General features: G+C 38.8%; 13 protein-coding genes and 1 pseudogene. 8 read left to right on the forward strand and 6 right to left on the reverse strand.

Annotated features, from left to right (window positions below):
* Positions 1-68 precede the first annotated feature (68 nt).
* The 5 genes and pseudogenes from AC3WSK_RS22685 to AC3WSK_RS22705 all read left to right on the forward strand — a co-directional run bounded on the left by AC3WSK_RS22685 (position 69) and on the right by AC3WSK_RS22705 (position 3,867).
* On the forward strand, positions 69-773 hold the full coding sequence (locus tag AC3WSK_RS22685; protein WP_079563733.1) for a phospholipase A2 family protein: 705 nt from the start codon (positions 69-71) through the stop codon (positions 771-773).
* Positions 774-842: 69 nt separating this feature from the next.
* Positions 843-1,083, forward strand: a pseudogene (locus AC3WSK_RS22690) (SDR family oxidoreductase); the annotation flags it as partial.
* Between the two features lie 218 nt (positions 1,084-1,301).
* Positions 1,302-2,171 carry a DMT family transporter gene (locus AC3WSK_RS22695; protein WP_079563734.1) on the forward strand — a complete coding sequence of 290 codons (870 nt, stop codon included), beginning with the start codon at positions 1,302-1,304 and terminating at the stop codon, positions 2,169-2,171.
* Between the two features lie 233 nt (positions 2,172-2,404).
* The gene (locus tag AC3WSK_RS22700) at positions 2,405-3,202 is read left to right on the forward strand and encodes a MerR family transcriptional regulator (protein WP_427484816.1); all 798 of its coding nucleotides are present in this window, start codon (positions 2,405-2,407) and stop codon (positions 3,200-3,202) included.
* A 20-nt stretch (positions 3,203-3,222) separates the two neighbouring features.
* Positions 3,223-3,867, forward strand: coding sequence for a methyltransferase family protein (locus AC3WSK_RS22705; protein WP_492414614.1), 645 nt, complete (start codon positions 3,223-3,225; stop codon positions 3,865-3,867).
* Positions 3,868-3,978: 111 nt separating this feature from the next.
* Here AC3WSK_RS22705 and AC3WSK_RS22710 read toward each other — a convergent pair whose 3' ends face one another.
* A complete protein-coding gene (locus AC3WSK_RS22710; protein ID WP_079563757.1) occupies positions 3,979-4,215 on the reverse strand; it encodes a hypothetical protein in 237 nt (78 codons plus the stop codon).
* 158 nt (positions 4,216-4,373) lie between these two features.
* A complete protein-coding gene (locus tag AC3WSK_RS22715; RefSeq protein WP_492414615.1) occupies positions 4,374-4,517 on the reverse strand; it encodes a hypothetical protein in 144 nt (47 codons plus the stop codon).
* Positions 4,518-4,983: 466 nt separating this feature from the next.
* Between AC3WSK_RS22715 and AC3WSK_RS22720 the strand changes: the two genes are divergently transcribed.
* Positions 4,984-6,366, forward strand: a complete 1,383-nt coding sequence (locus AC3WSK_RS22720) for a dipeptidase (RefSeq protein WP_492414616.1) — start codon at positions 4,984-4,986, stop codon at positions 6,364-6,366.
* Positions 6,367-6,412: 46 nt separating this feature from the next.
* Here AC3WSK_RS22720 and AC3WSK_RS22725 read toward each other — a convergent pair whose 3' ends face one another.
* Together AC3WSK_RS22725 and AC3WSK_RS22730 are read right to left on the reverse strand one after the other, a co-directional pair.
* Complete coding sequence (locus tag AC3WSK_RS22725) at positions 6,413-6,985, reverse strand: nitroreductase family protein (RefSeq protein WP_427484822.1); 573 nt, start codon at positions 6,983-6,985, stop codon at positions 6,413-6,415.
* Positions 6,986-7,080: 95 nt separating this feature from the next.
* Positions 7,081-7,575, reverse strand: a complete 495-nt coding sequence (locus tag AC3WSK_RS22730) for an amidase domain-containing protein (protein ID WP_427484823.1) — start codon at positions 7,573-7,575, stop codon at positions 7,081-7,083.
* Between the two features lie 171 nt (positions 7,576-7,746).
* Between AC3WSK_RS22730 and AC3WSK_RS22735 the strand changes: the two genes are divergently transcribed.
* Positions 7,747-8,769 (forward strand): DUF2804 domain-containing protein, encoded by a 1,023-nt coding sequence (locus AC3WSK_RS22735; RefSeq protein WP_079563740.1) that lies wholly within the window; start codon positions 7,747-7,749, stop codon positions 8,767-8,769.
* A gap of 1,002 nt (positions 8,770-9,771) precedes the next feature.
* Here AC3WSK_RS22735 and AC3WSK_RS22740 read toward each other — a convergent pair.
* Positions 9,772-10,491: a glycerophosphodiester phosphodiesterase gene (locus AC3WSK_RS22740; protein WP_492414617.1), complete on the reverse strand. Its 720-nt coding sequence runs from the start codon at positions 10,489-10,491 to the stop codon at positions 9,772-9,774.
* Between the two features lie 249 nt (positions 10,492-10,740).
* Here AC3WSK_RS22740 and helD point away from each other — a divergent pair, with 249 nt between their 5' ends.
* A complete protein-coding gene (gene helD, locus AC3WSK_RS22745) occupies positions 10,741-12,978 on the forward strand; it encodes an RNA polymerase recycling motor HelD (RefSeq protein WP_492414618.1) in 2,238 nt (745 codons plus the stop codon).
* Positions 12,979-13,862: 884 nt separating this feature from the next.
* Here helD and AC3WSK_RS22750 read toward each other — a convergent pair.
* Positions 13,863-14,840: a leucine-rich repeat domain-containing protein gene (locus tag AC3WSK_RS22750; RefSeq protein WP_492414619.1), complete on the reverse strand. Its 978-nt coding sequence runs from the start codon at positions 14,838-14,840 to the stop codon at positions 13,863-13,865.
* Between the last annotated feature and the right edge of the window lie 287 nt (positions 14,841-15,127).

The raw sequence follows: 15,127 nt of genomic DNA on the forward strand, positions 1-15,127 counted from the left end.
TCACTCACTTTTTTAAGATGTAAACCAATAGAGGGTTTACGAATTCTTGAAAAAGGAGCGATTTGACTATGGTAAGAGGTCGGGTAGTAGAGAAAGAGCTTTCAACTCAAACTTTAGGGATTACGGAAAATCCTTTAGTAGAGCAAGCAATTAAACATTTAAAGGAACACAAATCTCGTGTAAATGATGATTTTGTTCAAACTGTTTTCAATGTAGAATATTTTGAAGACGAAAAGGAATCAGAGGAAATTTTAGTTGAACAAACGCAAACTTATGTACAACTAAGTGACGAAGCTCAACTTCGTATTATTGCTACAAAAACAAATGAAAAAGAATCACTTAATGTATCTGCTATTCGCTTAGGTGAAAAAGACGGTGTTCCTCGCGTTTTCGTAACAGCTTTTGAAAACGGCCAAATTATTTATGAAGTAGATCATTCGTATGACGAAAGTCAATTCAAAATCCCAGAAGATAAAGAGGCAGAGATTGAACCATATATTGCTTATCTTGATTGTGTATGGGGTAGTTCTTGTTGTACATTAGCTGGTAAGAAATATAACTGGTGTGGAGCTGGTTGTGGGTCAGGTACTCCAATAAATGACTTGGATACTTGCTGCAAATGGCACGATAATTGTTATGTAACTAATACAAGCTACCCTGGCCGTTGTGGATGTGACAAAGTTCTTAATGCTTGTGCTGATCAGACAAATGTAGATGGTGCAGGTGTTCTGATTTCTGCATTTATTGCGAAAATGGCTTGGTACGGTTGCTAAATTAAATAGTGAGAATTCCCTGGATTTCAGTCAGGGAATTTTCACTATTTATTTGTTATGTTTTATTATCAAAACTTATGTACTGCTTATACCAAAGAAGACATTCGTGTAAATACAGTATGCCCGAGATCCATCGACACACCCCTACTCTCTGAAGTAGATGCTCAAAAAAAAAGAATATTTAGCTGCCCTTCATCCACAAGGCCGACTTGGTAAACTAGCAAAAGCTGTGCTAGTTTTAGCAAGCGATGATGCAAGCTTTGTCAACGGCACTACCCCACTTGTTGATGGTAGGTATACAGCTCAATAGTGTTGTAGCATTTAAATATGGTCTGAATTTAGATCGTTTTTTCTCTCAAATTCAAAAAAATGTTATATGATAAATGAAATATAATAGAAGGAGTTGGCTAATGATGATCTTCTCACCATTATTTGAACATGATGTACCTGAAGTGATTCTCCCTTAACGGAGAATCTTCATATCTCCGTTAAGGACAAAAATTGTCTAGAGATAACGGAGGGGAAAACATGAAAAAAACCTTAGTAGGTTCCTTATATTTATCACTTGCTGCTAGTATTTGGGGCGGCATGTATGTAGTCGTTAAAGTAGTTGTCGATACTATACCACCTTTAGAATTAGTATGGCTACGCTATATGATTGCCATCATCGCGTTGTTCATCATCGGCACTATGACAAAACAATCTTGGCGAATCGAAAAACGGGACTGGCTGTTAATCTTTATGATTGGGCTCATCGGAAATACAATTTCTATCGTCGCCCAAGAAATAGGTACTATGCTATCTACTGCTCAAATGGGCGCCATCATTACAGCAACGACACCAGCATTTATGGTTGTATTTGCGAGATTCATTTTAAAAGAAAAAATTACGTTAAAAAAAGCTGTTTCTATTATTCTAGCGACATTCGGAGTCTACATGATCGTAGGTCGAGCACATATCGATTCCTCCTATCAATTAGGGGGTGTTGCTCTGCTAATCGCTGCCCTCACCTGGTCATTAATGTCCGTTCTTATTAAACGTATACCGGAGCATTATTCACAAATCGTTGTCACAAGCTACGGAACACTTGTCGCTATCATTGTTTTAACACCTTTAGCCATACCACGACTACTAAAGTTAGACTTCCATGCTATGGTAGAACCATCCATCTGGGGTGGCCTACTCTACTTAGGCGTCATCTCTACAGCGTGCGGCTTCTTACTGTGGAACCGTGGATTACAGATGCTCAATGCCGCAAGTGGCGGTCTATTTTTCTTCTTTCAACCAATCGTCGGCACCTTCCTAGGATGGCTATTACTAGGCGAACAAATCGGCGTATCCTTTTGGGTTGGCACTGTATTAATCTTTAGTGGCGTACTATTGGTTATTCGCGAATAAGCATACGGAAAGCTGAATGATTTCTATCATTCAGCTTTTTATTAGAATTTATTTACTTAATGAGGTTCAATTCAAACGATTGGGCGACTCCGTCGTGACCAACACACTTTGGCTCGCTTCGTTTTCGAACATAAAACATCTATTGCCCCAAGCCCCCCTATAAAAAAATTTAGCTACATTGATTGACCCTCCCCTTACAGGAAGCATTATAGTTAAAACAGGAGGTGATTATTATGCTTACAATTGGTGAGTTTTCGAAAATATCCCATCTCAAATTGAAGACTCTTCGCTACTATGATGAAATCGGACTTTTAAAACCTGCTTTCATAGACGCCAAAAACAACTATCGCTATTATAATATTTCTCAATTGGAAACAGCTTTATTGATTGCACGCTTAAAAGGCTATTTATTTTCATTGGAAGAAATTAAGGTTATTTTTGCTAATTTGGAGGATGCCGAACTTCTTAACTCTAAAATGAAAGCCAAACAAGAAAGTCTGACACAACAGATTACATTTTATTCTTCGTTGTCCAAAAAGTTAAAACATGATATTCAACTATTAGAGGAAGAGAAAAATATTATGGGTTATTTAGATCAGATTGAGATTAAACTTGTTGATCACTTAACCTATCCTATCTTTTCTCAACGAAAACAAATAAATACCGCTGATTTTCTAAAACACTTTAATGAGTTGTTTAGTAAAATTTTGTTTGAAAATCTATCACCTATTGCCAAGCCACTTGCTATTTTCCATAGTTCAGAATATGAACCTGAAAATTATGATGTAGAAATTGCGATTCCCCTTGCAATAGCCACCAATAATACGAAAGTGTTTAATCCTGGTCTTTGCGCAATGGCTACGCTTATTGGCTCTTACGATGAATTACCTTCTATTCATACAAAGCTGCATGTTTGGATTGATGAAAATAACTATAAACTGAACGGTGCTCCGTTTGAAATTTACAAAACGAACCCCTATAGCACACCAGAGGAGAATCATATTACAGAAGTATATTTCCCCATCAAATAAAAAATGAAGGAGGATCTTACATGTATGGTATTAACAAGTCAACGATAAAAGAAAAGATTTTAATTTTAGTTACTGAGATTATCTATTTAATCATTGCCTATTATTTACTTTTCATTACATATGACAAATCAGGCATTTCACTAGGGCTTTTTATTGCTTTAATTATTACAGCTTTACGATTAACAGCTATGATGTTTATATGGTTGCCTAGGGGTATTGCATGGCAAGAAGCCATCATGAATAGTCTAGCATTTGGGATTTATTATTTAGGTTTCCCCATTTTAATGATTACTAGTAACCAGGATCCAAACTTAACACTACTTATTATAGGCTGGATATTATTTTTAGGGGGCAGTATGTTAAACACAGTTTCAGAGTTACTTAGAAAACCGTTTAAAGACAATCCTAAAAACAAAGGTAAACTATATACAGGCGGTTTATTTAAATATGCGATTCATATTAATTATCTCGGAGATTGCCTTTGGGTACTAGGCTTAGCGCTAATCTCTAACAATATGTACAGTTTGCTAATTCCTCTAGGTTTATTCTTAGTATTTATTTTTGGCTATATCCCAAAATCTGATGATTACCTACAAAACAAGTACGGAGAACCATTTACATTATATAAACAGACAACTAAAAAACTAATCCCTTTCATTTGGTAAGTAGTAACAAGACCGTCTATTTATAGGTGGTCTTTTTTAACTTCTTTCAACACGTTTTCTTATCGATAAAAGAAAAAGCCTTCCCCTGCTAGGAGTAAGGCATATATGCCTTCATATTTGTTTATTGAAGTTCTTTTTAATTAATTTTTTATTGGTGTTAGCAACTTCTATTAAATAAATCATACATAATGCTAAAAATAATAGAGACCACTCGATTTTTCCATATAAGAAAAGCGAATAGATAACAGCAATTACACAGTAACATAATATAATGCTAGCAATAACTATTCCTTTTTTAATCACGTTATTATCATGAACTGGACGTTTTTTATGTGGGGTTTCTTCCATAATAAATCCTTCCTTCTTATGTTTTATGTATTCTTCAACTTTGCTGAAACACAACTTTCAATTTCTTCCTCAGACATAAAATAATACTTACCTTTATCTGTTAACGTTACCTTCACATACCCAAGTTTATCTTCATCTGAATAGTCTTCCCCATGTATCTACCCGAAGCTTTTCAACATAAATGTCCCTTGTATTTCTTCTTTCGATATATCTTTAGTTTTCTTAGGAAAAAGAATTTCTTTTCTTCCATTTTTAACTTCTTCCAAAATTTCCACTTCTACATCATTCATCTCAAAAATCATTAACACCTCCAAAATACCTATATATATAATAGTGCAACTGGAATGTATTGTCATTACCAATTCAGCACTCGAATACTATCATCACAATATATAATTCATTTGCTGTTTCTGTAGGTTGATGATAACTGAATACTATATTGTTAACTTCGTGACTTTTTGCATTTTTAATGGCATCATTCACTTTCTTTTCTAATCCCAAGAGATCATCTGATTCATAAAATTTAACCTCCAATAATCCACCTCATCTTTCAAGTTTACTAAAATGATATGTGCGGATGATTTACTAAATTCATGATCATGTTTTAAAAGAGTTAGAGGAAAAATCTGTTTCGGTATTCAACCAAACTTTACAGGCTAGTGGGGCTAATCATCAAAAACGTTAGAAACCATTGCTATAGCAAGATTCCCCAACCACATTATGCTATACTATTTCTATTATCGAAATATTTGAAAAGAGGGATGCTAAATGATAAATGTACAGCAGTTAGATGCGTATTTCACAGAACATCGCGAGGCACACTTAAATGAATTAAATGAATTTTTACGTATTCCAAGTATTAGTTCTTTATCTGAGCATAAGGGCGATATACAAAATGCCGCAGAGTGGCTAGCGAACGCTTTTAAAAAGCTAAATCTTGAGAATATCTCTATTACGCAAACTGCAGGTCACCCTGTTGTTTATGCTGATTGGTTACACGCCGAGGGTAAACCAACTATTCTATTTTATGGTCATTACGATGTACAGCCTGTTGACCCATTAAATTTATGGGAAACAGAGCCATTCAACCCTACGATTCGTGACAACAAATTGTTTGCTCGCGGTGCTAGTGACGATAAAGGACAAGTGTTTATGCACCTGAAAATGATTGAAGCATTATTTGCGACAACTGGCACTTTACCAGTGAACGTGAAGTTCATCTATGAAGGTGAAGAAGAGATTGGTAGCCCTAACCTTCCTGCCTATGTTGAAGAACATAAAGAGAAACTAGCTGCAGACTTAATTTTGATCTCTGATACAGGTTTATATGGTCCTGGTAAGCCTGCTGTATGCTATGGTTTACGTGGCTTAACAGGGGTTCAAATTGATGTTCGTGGTGCTAAAGGTGACCTTCACTCTGGTCTTTACGGTGGCGGTGTACAAAACGCTATTCATGCATTAGCTGACATTTTAGCCTCTTTCCGTGATGAGCATGGAACAATTCAAGTAGAGGGTTTCTACGACAACGTTTTACCATTAACGGAAGAAGAACGTGAAGCTTACCGTGCACTTGGTTTTGATGAAGAATCCGTGAAAGAAGAAGTTGGCGTGAAGGAATTATTCGGTGAAGCTGGTTATTCTTATTTAGAACGCACTTGGGCGCGCCCAACATTAGAGGTCAATGGTGTATTTGGAGGCTTCTCTGGCGAAGGCATTAAAACAGTGCTTCCTGCTGAGGCTAGCGCAAAAATCACATGCCGTCTTGTGCCAAATCAAGAGCCAGATGCAATTGTAGCACTTTTAAAAGCGCATATTGAAAAACATAAACCAACTGGCGTTGAAGTGACGATTTCTGAATTTGATAAAGGACGTCCATTCTTAACACCATTTGATCATCCATTTATCCAAGCTGCCGGTCGCTCATACGAAAAAGTATATAATGTACCAACTGCTTACACACGTGGCGGAGGATCCATCCCTATCGTCGCTGCCTTTGATGAAATTTTAGAATTACCAGTAGTGCTAATGGGCTTCGGCTTATCAAGTGAAAACTTCCATGCACCAAATGAGCACTTCCATTTAGAAAACTTCGATAAAGGCTTACGTGTTTTAAGTGATTATTTATTTGAGGTTGCTGAATTACAAAAATAAAGCAAAGAAATCCCCTCGTCTATTTTAACGAGGGGATTTTGCTATGTTATTCTCCAAAAACCGTAACGATTTCTGCTGATTTTTTACGTTCTTTCCCTTTTGGTGCTTCATCAAAATAACCAACTTGTAGCATCGCAATCACACGCTCACCCGGCTGAACCTTTAGGGCTTCACGGAATTTCGGATTATCAAGGAAACCAGGAGTTTTCCAGCATGAACCGATTCCTTTATCCCAAGCTAGCAATTGAATATTTTGAATAAAAATACTTGCCGCTCCGTAATCTTCTAATCGCTCTTTTTGTCGTGCATCCTCTGGAACGATTACAAATGCATAACCGCCTGGTAATGTGAATTTCGTCATTTGCTTCGCTAAATCTTCACTTGAAAGTTCCTGCCATTTTGGTATCGCTATATCACGCAATAAATTATGAAGAGCCGATAACTCCTCACCACAAGCAACGACTAAACGCCAAGGCTCACGATTACCGTGATTCGGTGCCCATACCGCATCGTCAATAATAGCCATTAAATCTTCACGCTCTACTGGCTGGCCATTAAATTTTTTAATAGAACGACGCTCAATAATCGCATCCCTTACAGATAAAACTTGTTCACTCATATACTCATATCTCCTTCTATAACACTGCTAGTATTAAATTTATATATCCTCCTTCACATTATCATAAAATGATGGGCTTTAAAACTACTATCACTTTAAGCAAAACTATCATCAATATGAATATAATAATAAGTCATGCTTGGCGTATAGGCTGTGGAATCTTCATAAAAATAAGATCGATTAATACTATCTGAAGTGTGTGCATTAACATAAGGAATACCATTTTGAATACTAGTCACAATGACAGAATGGTCAACTCTCCCATCCCCTTGAAAATCATAAAAAATAATATCTCCAAGCTCTAATTCTTCGGCAGACTGAACCCGCCTTCCCTTTAACCCAGTCGTTGAGCCTTCCAAATACCATCTAAGGGAATGTGCCACCGACCAGCTAAAGCTCCAATTCCCATGCTGAAGCCACCAACCTTTCCCTCTGTTTGGAGCCCCCCGCATAGGCGCTCCCCCCGCAAGTAAACATTGAGATATATAGTTCGTACAATCAACAGTAAAATTCGGAAACGCTGGATTACGCCTGTTCCACCACAAGTTCGCATACTGCACAGCGGCCTGTCTGTTATACATTTTTGCCACACTCACCCTCCTTATGTTCAACATATGTATAAAGGGATCTTTCTATTAGCTAGGTCCTTATTCATAAAAATGTCGAAAGTGGTCTTATTTGGCACTATCTTTGCTAGTTTTTGCTACAATAAGGGTAAGGAATTATAGATATTTATTTTATGATCAGAAGGGATGTTGAATGTGAAGCAGCATGCTGAGAAAGAAATTATACAACCTACTCTTTTATGCGATAAAAAAGGCAATTTAAATCCAGCTGCCATCGGATTTGCACGCAAACCTCTTATAAACAGCAATTTAAGTGGCCATATCATGCGCAAAAAGAAATGGAATTATTGGTGTGTCTACGGTGATGAGATTATCTTCTCTGCTACTATTAGCCATCTAGACTACGCAGCGGTCTGCTTCGTCTATTTCCTCGAATATGAAACACAGCGCTACTTTGAAAAAACAATTATAGTTCCATTGGGCGGAAAATTAAAAATGCCAACACAGGTGCTAGATTCAGTAACCTTCAAAAATAGTGAAATGATGATCGATATGACATATGTACAAAATGAAACCCAGCTATCCGTTTCGATCCCAGACTTTGATGGAGATACTTTATGTGCAAAGCTTATCATTCAACATCCGCCTACAGACGAGTCATTGAATGTAGTCATCCCTTGGAACCGTAAAACATTCCAATTTACAGGGAAGCATCACACACTTCCTACTTCTGGTTTTGTGTCAATTGGTGCTCGCCGCTTTACATTTTCTCCTGAGGAAAACTTCTCTGTACTAGAATACAGTCGTGGCGTTTGGCCGCGTCAATCCACATGGACTTGGGGAATGGCCTCACAGCGAGTTCGAGGCAGACGAATCGGACTCAACTTAGGAGGTAAATGGACAGACGGCACTGGAATGACCGAAAATGCTGTTTTCGTTGAAGGCAAAATGACAAAAATACATGAAGATGTACTGTTCAATTATAATCAAGAGGATTTAATGCAACGGTGGAAAATTAAAACTAAATTCACGAACCAAGTTTCATTAACATTCTCCCCATTCTACGAGCGTGTTGCCGTCACAAAAGCTGGCCTCGTAAAATCTGAAGTACACCAAATGTTTGGCTACTACGACGGCACCGTATTACTAGACAATGGCGAAACACTTGTCATCAAGCAAATGCTAGGCAGTATCGAAGAGAATCGCGTTAAGTGGTAATAACTTAATTGCTTACTATACTCTTTTCATACTGGGATTTAACGCACTGAATTGCGCACCCTCAGCGCGTTAAATCCGAAAAGTCTATGAATAACGGCTTTCTGCGGATTTTCGTGGGGCTATCCGTTGATTTTGTGGTCCTATCCACGATTCGGGCGGGGCTTTCCACGTCTTTGATGGTTCTATCCACGATTTCGGCGAGTCTATCCACGATTTTGATGGTTCTATCCACGATTTCGGCAAGTCTATCCACGATTTTGATGGTTCTATCCACGATTTCGGCGGGGCTATCCACGACTTTGATGGTTCTATCCACGATTTCAGAGAGTCTATCCACGACTTGATGGTTCCATTCACGATTTGGGCACAGCTATCCATATCTTTTGATTCTCTATCCGCCGATTCGCTTCTTCCTTCCGTCGCTCTGATTTCTATACGTCACCTTGGCTCTTCTTTCCATCGCTCTGATTTCTATACGTCGCTCTGGCTCTTCTTTCCGTCGCTCTCGTCTTTTTATCCGTCGATTCGCTTCTTCTTTCCGTCGCTCTGATTTCTATCCGTCACCTTGGCTTTTCTTTCCGTCGCTCTCGTCTTTTTATCCGTCGATTCGGCTCTTCTTTCCGTCGCTCTGATTTCTACCAATCGCCTTGGCTCTTCATTCCGTCGCTCTCGTCTTTTTATCCGTCGATTCGGCTCTTCCCTCCGTCGCTCTGATTTCTATCCGTCGATTCGCTTCTTCTTTCCGTCGCTCTGACGACTCTATCCACGATTTGGGCGGTTCTATCCACGACTTCGACGACTCTATCCACGTTTTGAGCGGTTCTATCCACGACTTCGACGACTCTATCCACGTTTTGAGCGGTTCTATCCACGACTTCGACGGTTCTATCCATCACTTTGCCGGTTCTAATACTTTAGCTTCTCTATCCATCACTTCGCCGATTCTTTCCTTCACCTTAGCTCTTCATTTCGCCACTCCACTCCAGCCACGTTCCAGCCATTCTACCCTATCAACGTAGCTAAGATCTTCTCCGGGTCATCTGTAAATATCCCCTGTACGCCGAGCTGCTGTAATTGTTTTGCGTTATCGACGTCATTTACTGTATATACACGGACATTCGTTCCTTCATTTAGTGCTTCTTGGACAGATCTTCGAAGCGCTGTAGGTAGGTTGACGTGTATAGCGTTTGCTGGGATTTGGGCTGTATAGCCGGTAAAGTCTACTAAGATTTCTGCAAATAGGGCCGCTTTTTCGATATATGGCGCTCTTTGCGAGATGATTTGAATTGATTCATGATTGAAGGAGGATATAATCACTCTTTCTGTCATTTGATAGGCAGCAATCTCTCTAATCACAAGGGCTTCTATCCCGTCATATGGGAATACATCGGTTTTGAGCTCGATGTTAATGCGATGATTTGTGCCTGCAAACAGTTCTAATACGTCTCCTAGAGTTGGAATGCTTTCATCTTCAAATTCAGCTGAAAACCATGAGCCAAAATCAAATGCACGCAGCTCTTGTAGCGTGTAGTCTTTTACGTAGCCAGAGCCGTTTGATGTGCGGTCGATTTTTTCGTCATGAATAACGACTAACTCCCTATCTGCTGTTAAATGAACATCTAGCTCAATGCCTGTAATCGGAAGCTTTGATGCGGCTGTAAAAGCAGCCATTGTATTTTCAGGGTAATGTGCCGAAACGCCTCTATGAGCAAAAATTTCCAATCTAATAACCTCCTAGTTCGCTCACCTTTAGTTGATGGAGCGATTTTCTATCATTCAAGTTCTCTTGTTCTTCCTTAAATAAGCCTATTACAATTTCACTTGCTGGTAAATATTATATATAGTAGTATGAGAATCTACATTAATTATACCTAGGCGTCATTGTGTCCGGATTCGGCTTTGAGCTAGGGTCTACTTTTCTCTTCAAAAAGTTTTATTAAAACATCGTAAGTAATTAGGAGGTGCTAAAAAATGACTGCACAACATCCAGATTTTCAGGCTGAAGTGGAGCGGCTTGCTTACACTAAAAATTACATGCAGCAAATTTTAAATGAATCGCAAAGAGGTTTGCAATCTGCTCAGGAGAATATTCGTAAGTCGATGGCGGATCTTGATTATTTAGATTCAAGTTTGGGCTACAATAATATTTTGGCAAATGCTCGTTTTTTTGAAATGGCTCGGAACCAAAAGGAAGGCTTAGAGGCTATTCAAAAAAAGCCATACTTTGCCCGAATTCATTTTCAAAAGACTGGAGATCCTGAAGAGTTTCTTTATATCGGAAAAACGTCTTTGTTTCATCGAGAAACGCATGAGCCGATTATCGTCGATTGGCGTTCACCGGTAGCAAACGTTTATTATGATGGTCGCCTCGGGGATATGGAATATGATGTTCGTGGAGAAATCCATAAGGGACACCTATTTGCCAAACGACAATATAAAATCCAAGATGGTGAATTGCTTGATATTCGGGATATTGATTTAACAACAAACGATGAATTACTGCAGGAAGCGTTAGCTGGAAAAGCCGATGTGCGTTTGACAGAAATCGTCTCCACTATTCAAAAAGAACAAAATGAAATTATACGAGCACATCTTCGTCAGCCGATTATCGTACAGGGTGCTGCTGGTAGTGGAAAAACAACCATCGCTCTACACCGAATATCGTACTTCCTCTATACAATGGGCGAGCATTTTAACCCTGAGCAGCTCATGATTTTAGCACCGAATAAGTTATTTATCGATTATATTGGAGATGTTTTGCCAGAGCTTGGTGTCGATAAAATTTGTCAAACAACCTTTAGCGATTACGTTCTAGCTGCGACTAAGCTAAAACTGAAACTCCAAAACCCTAACGAGCAGTTAGAATCGCTTGTTGCAGGTGAACCCCAACAGGTAGCTTCTTGGATATCTGAAATGAAGGGCTCTCTTTATTATCGTGATGTCATCGAGCGCTACGTTCAAAAGATTGAGCAGGAAATTGCCAATCAATTTGAGGATGTGTTCATTGAAAAATATTGCATTATGCGCGCCTCCCATTTAAAGAAGCTATTTTTATATGAATTTTCTTATATGCCGATTGAAAAACGACTGGCACATATTAAAAAAGTGCTAGCAAGCCATGCGCGTCAAAAGAAACACGCTATTTTAATTACGCTCCATAAAAAATATGATGAAGCACTTGGCAGAGCACTTGATGGATTCCGTGATGATGAAAAACGTCGTCGGGTTGTCACGAAGTTTATTGATGAGCGTGATGAGCGCATTCCTGCCATTGAAAAAGAGGCAAAGTCAACAGCAACTGTTTATATGCGACGCTTTTCTAAATATAACATCAAGACTCTCTATCGCTCCCTTCTAACAAATGCTGAGCTGTTAGCAGAGCTTGCACCGGAATGGCATTATCTTGAGCAACAGCAATTTTTACAGGCACACGCTAAAGAGCGATGGGCGCTTGAAGATTTAGCTGCCCTTTATTATTTACAAGCTCGCTTAAAGGGCATTCCTGATGAATGGAAAATGCGAGTCGTCTTTATAGATGAAGTACAGGACTATAGTTTATTTCAGCTTGCTGCTTTAAAAGCTGGGCTGGAGACAGATATGTTTACGATGGTCGGTGATTTAGCGCAAGGGATTCACAGCTATCGTTCCCTTACTGCCTGGGAACCTGTCCAAGATCTATTTCCTAGAGCAAGCTTTAGAACACTTCAAAAAAGCTATCGAACAACCATTGAAATTATGGAGGTAGCGAACAAGGTTTTAGCGCAAATGGATGAACAGCTTCCATTAGTAGAGCCGGTAGTTCGGCATGGCAATGTCCCTACCTATATAGAGGCTCCATCATTTGATGCCCTGCAAATTAAAGAGATTTTTGATGCCATTCGAGCTAATGGACATCATTCCATTGCTTTAATTTGTAAAACGACTGCAGAGGCGATTTCAATGCAGCAAGCCTTAAAAGACAAGAAAATTGCTTCTCAGCTTTTAACTGAAAATGAATCCATTAATCAGGAATTATTGCTCGTTGTTCCGAGTCATTTAGCAAAGGGGCTTGAATTTGATGCTGTCATCGTAGCTGCCTTCGATACACCTTTCTACGATACGAAGGTTGATCGAAAACTACTGTATGTGGCACTCACTCGAGCTATGCATGAGCTGTATTTAATTGGTCCAACAAAAAATACTTTTCTATTAGAAAATGAACAGATCTAACTCAATTTCGCCTTGGCGTAATTGCCGCTGACGCGCAGATAAACAATGCGTCCGGATTTTGAATTGTGCTCAGGCCTGCACGATGCAGGTCAGTTAGCCGTTTTTGCAGGATGCAAAGGTTTTAGGCTAACATCCTTTTTTCATTCCTTTGAAAATCCGTGACATCCGCCGGAGGCTTAGGCCAACAAATGTTTTCTGTGCGAAAGCGCAGTGCTAACGTAGCATCAGCAATATGAAGTTGGTCACTCAGTCGTTGCCACAGGACGTGGCATTCTTAGACTGGGTTCCTCTAATTCAGTAGGTGTTTGGACACCCACTAAAAGGAAACACATCTATATTCATCTCACACTGTCAGAGGTGGGAGTCTTCTAACTGAATGAAGATAAAAAAAGTCGCTATGAAGGCGACTTTTTTTGCATCGAACATTCAATGCCCATCTATCATTTCCGAGGCGGTATGCGGTAAAACCTTCCTCTGGATAAATACGCTTTTACAACTTTCCACCATGACCTTGGTGCTTCCCTTGGAGGAGACTTCTTTTTAGGTAGTGCCGGCATGCGCATCATAACGACTCCTTTCATAGGCTTGCTGTTACTATATGAAGATAGTTACAAATTTATGATAAAAGGTTTCTTAATAATAGCTTACACAATTAAGTCTGGGACTTCCAGTATTATTTACCAATAAATAGCATATAAGCCATTTTCTTTACACTAAAAGAGAGATGTACCAAGCATACGATACATCTCTCTTGAAATTAACATTTCCATCACCTAGCACAATGTCATGGCCTGCTGGTGCGACGGAACGGCATCTTCGCCTCATGGCGCTAAGTCAAAAGTAAGGACCTTCATTTGAGTAGTCGCGTAGCTTTTCGGTACATCCTAAAATGATGCATCTTCTGTTAGTTGTAATACACAATCAATCATAAGCGCTAGCTGCTGACGTTGAAGGAAATCATATACGCCTTGAGAAGTTACAAAATCTAATGGGTTCAAATCAAACATACGCCATCCTATTGTTGTCACGCTTGAGAGAATTTCTATACTTGCTAATTGATTATTGGCAAACGCATAGCTTCCTATCTTTGTCTCACTTGAAGGTATTTTTATACTTGTTAATTGATTATCGGAAAATGCATAGCTTCCTATCGCTGTAACGCTTGAGGGTATATGTAAGCTTGTTAAGTGATTACTCCGAAATGCAGACAAGCCTATTGTTGTCACGCTTGAAGGTATTTCTACACTTGTTAATTGATTATCGGAAAATGCATAGTTTCCTATTGTTGTCACAGTTGAGGGTATTGCTATATTCCTTAATTGATTCGTTGAAAATACATACGATTCTATTGTTGTCACGCTTGGGGGTATTTCTATATTTGTTAATTGATTATTAGAAAATGCACCCATTTCTATTGTAGTCACACTTGAGGGTATTGCTATACTGGTTAATTGATTGTTGGAAAATGCATGTCCTCCTATGGTTGTCACGCTTGACGGAATCGTTACACTTGTAAGCTGTTTGTCAGAAAATGCTTCATAGCCTATTTCTATAACTGGTTTACCATTGATTTCACTTGGAATAACAACATCCTTTGTTTGATCATCATCATATCCTATAATGATCACACCAAGGCCAATATCTCTAATGTCAAAATCATTATCACTATTGTTCAGTGATCCACTATCCACCTCATCATCATTCAAAGAAATCTTTTCATTGTCCAGATTCATCCGTTTAGCTTCCGTGTTGGCATGACTTCTGCTTTCACTATTGCTTATCGCATGAACAGATTGAAAGCTTAAAGATAATTGAGAAAAGGCTAAGAAGAAGATCGTTAACAGTAAGCTTATTTTTTTCATTTAGTAACTCCCTTTCTATTCCTCAACAGATAGGTTCCCATAAAATAGATACCCTTTATTGAGAAGTTTAAACGTTGTTAACATCCATCTTTACTTGTGATCGAGTTAGGTCAACCCGAGGTTATTCTTTAGACATCGTAAGACCTTTAATAGAAGGATGCAAATCAACTTTTGCACACTTTCATGAAAATTTTGATAATCGATAAATCGATGCGTTTTCAGCACATGCTCTGATAGCGAAAGCGTCATTTCCTAAATAGCAACTCATTTCTCAATTTCAGCAATTA

It is taken from the genome of Lysinibacillus sp. EB271-A1-10B, from assembly GCF_058791335.1.

Excerpts from the sequence above, each read along its gene's own strand:
- AC3WSK_RS22685 (WP_079563733.1), top strand. The coding sequence starts at position 69 with ATGGTAAGAGGTCGGGTAGTAGAGAAAGAGCTTTCAACTCAAACTTTA.
- AC3WSK_RS22720 (WP_492414616.1), top strand. The coding sequence starts at position 4,984 with ATGATAAATGTACAGCAGTTAGATGCGTATTTCACAGAACATCGCGAG.
- AC3WSK_RS22700 (WP_427484816.1), top strand. The coding sequence starts at position 2,405 with ATGCTTACAATTGGTGAGTTTTCGAAAATATCCCATCTCAAATTGAAG.
- helD (WP_492414618.1), top strand. The coding sequence starts at position 10,741 with ATGACTGCACAACATCCAGATTTTCAGGCTGAAGTGGAGCGGCTTGCT.
- AC3WSK_RS22710 (WP_079563757.1), bottom strand. The coding sequence starts at position 4,215 with ATGGAAGAAACCCCACATAAAAAACGTCCAGTTCATGATAATAACGTG.
- AC3WSK_RS22705 (WP_492414614.1), top strand. The coding sequence starts at position 3,223 with ATGTATGGTATTAACAAGTCAACGATAAAAGAAAAGATTTTAATTTTA.
- AC3WSK_RS22750 (WP_492414619.1), bottom strand. The coding sequence starts at position 14,840 with ATGAAAAAAATAAGCTTACTGTTAACGATCTTCTTCTTAGCCTTTTCT.
- AC3WSK_RS22715 (WP_492414615.1), bottom strand. The coding sequence starts at position 4,517 with ATGATTTTTGAGATGAATGATGTAGAAGTGGAAATTTTGGAAGAAGTT.
- AC3WSK_RS22725 (WP_427484822.1), bottom strand. The coding sequence starts at position 6,985 with ATGAGTGAACAAGTTTTATCTGTAAGGGATGCGATTATTGAGCGTCGT.
- AC3WSK_RS22695 (WP_079563734.1), top strand. The coding sequence starts at position 1,302 with ATGAAAAAAACCTTAGTAGGTTCCTTATATTTATCACTTGCTGCTAGT.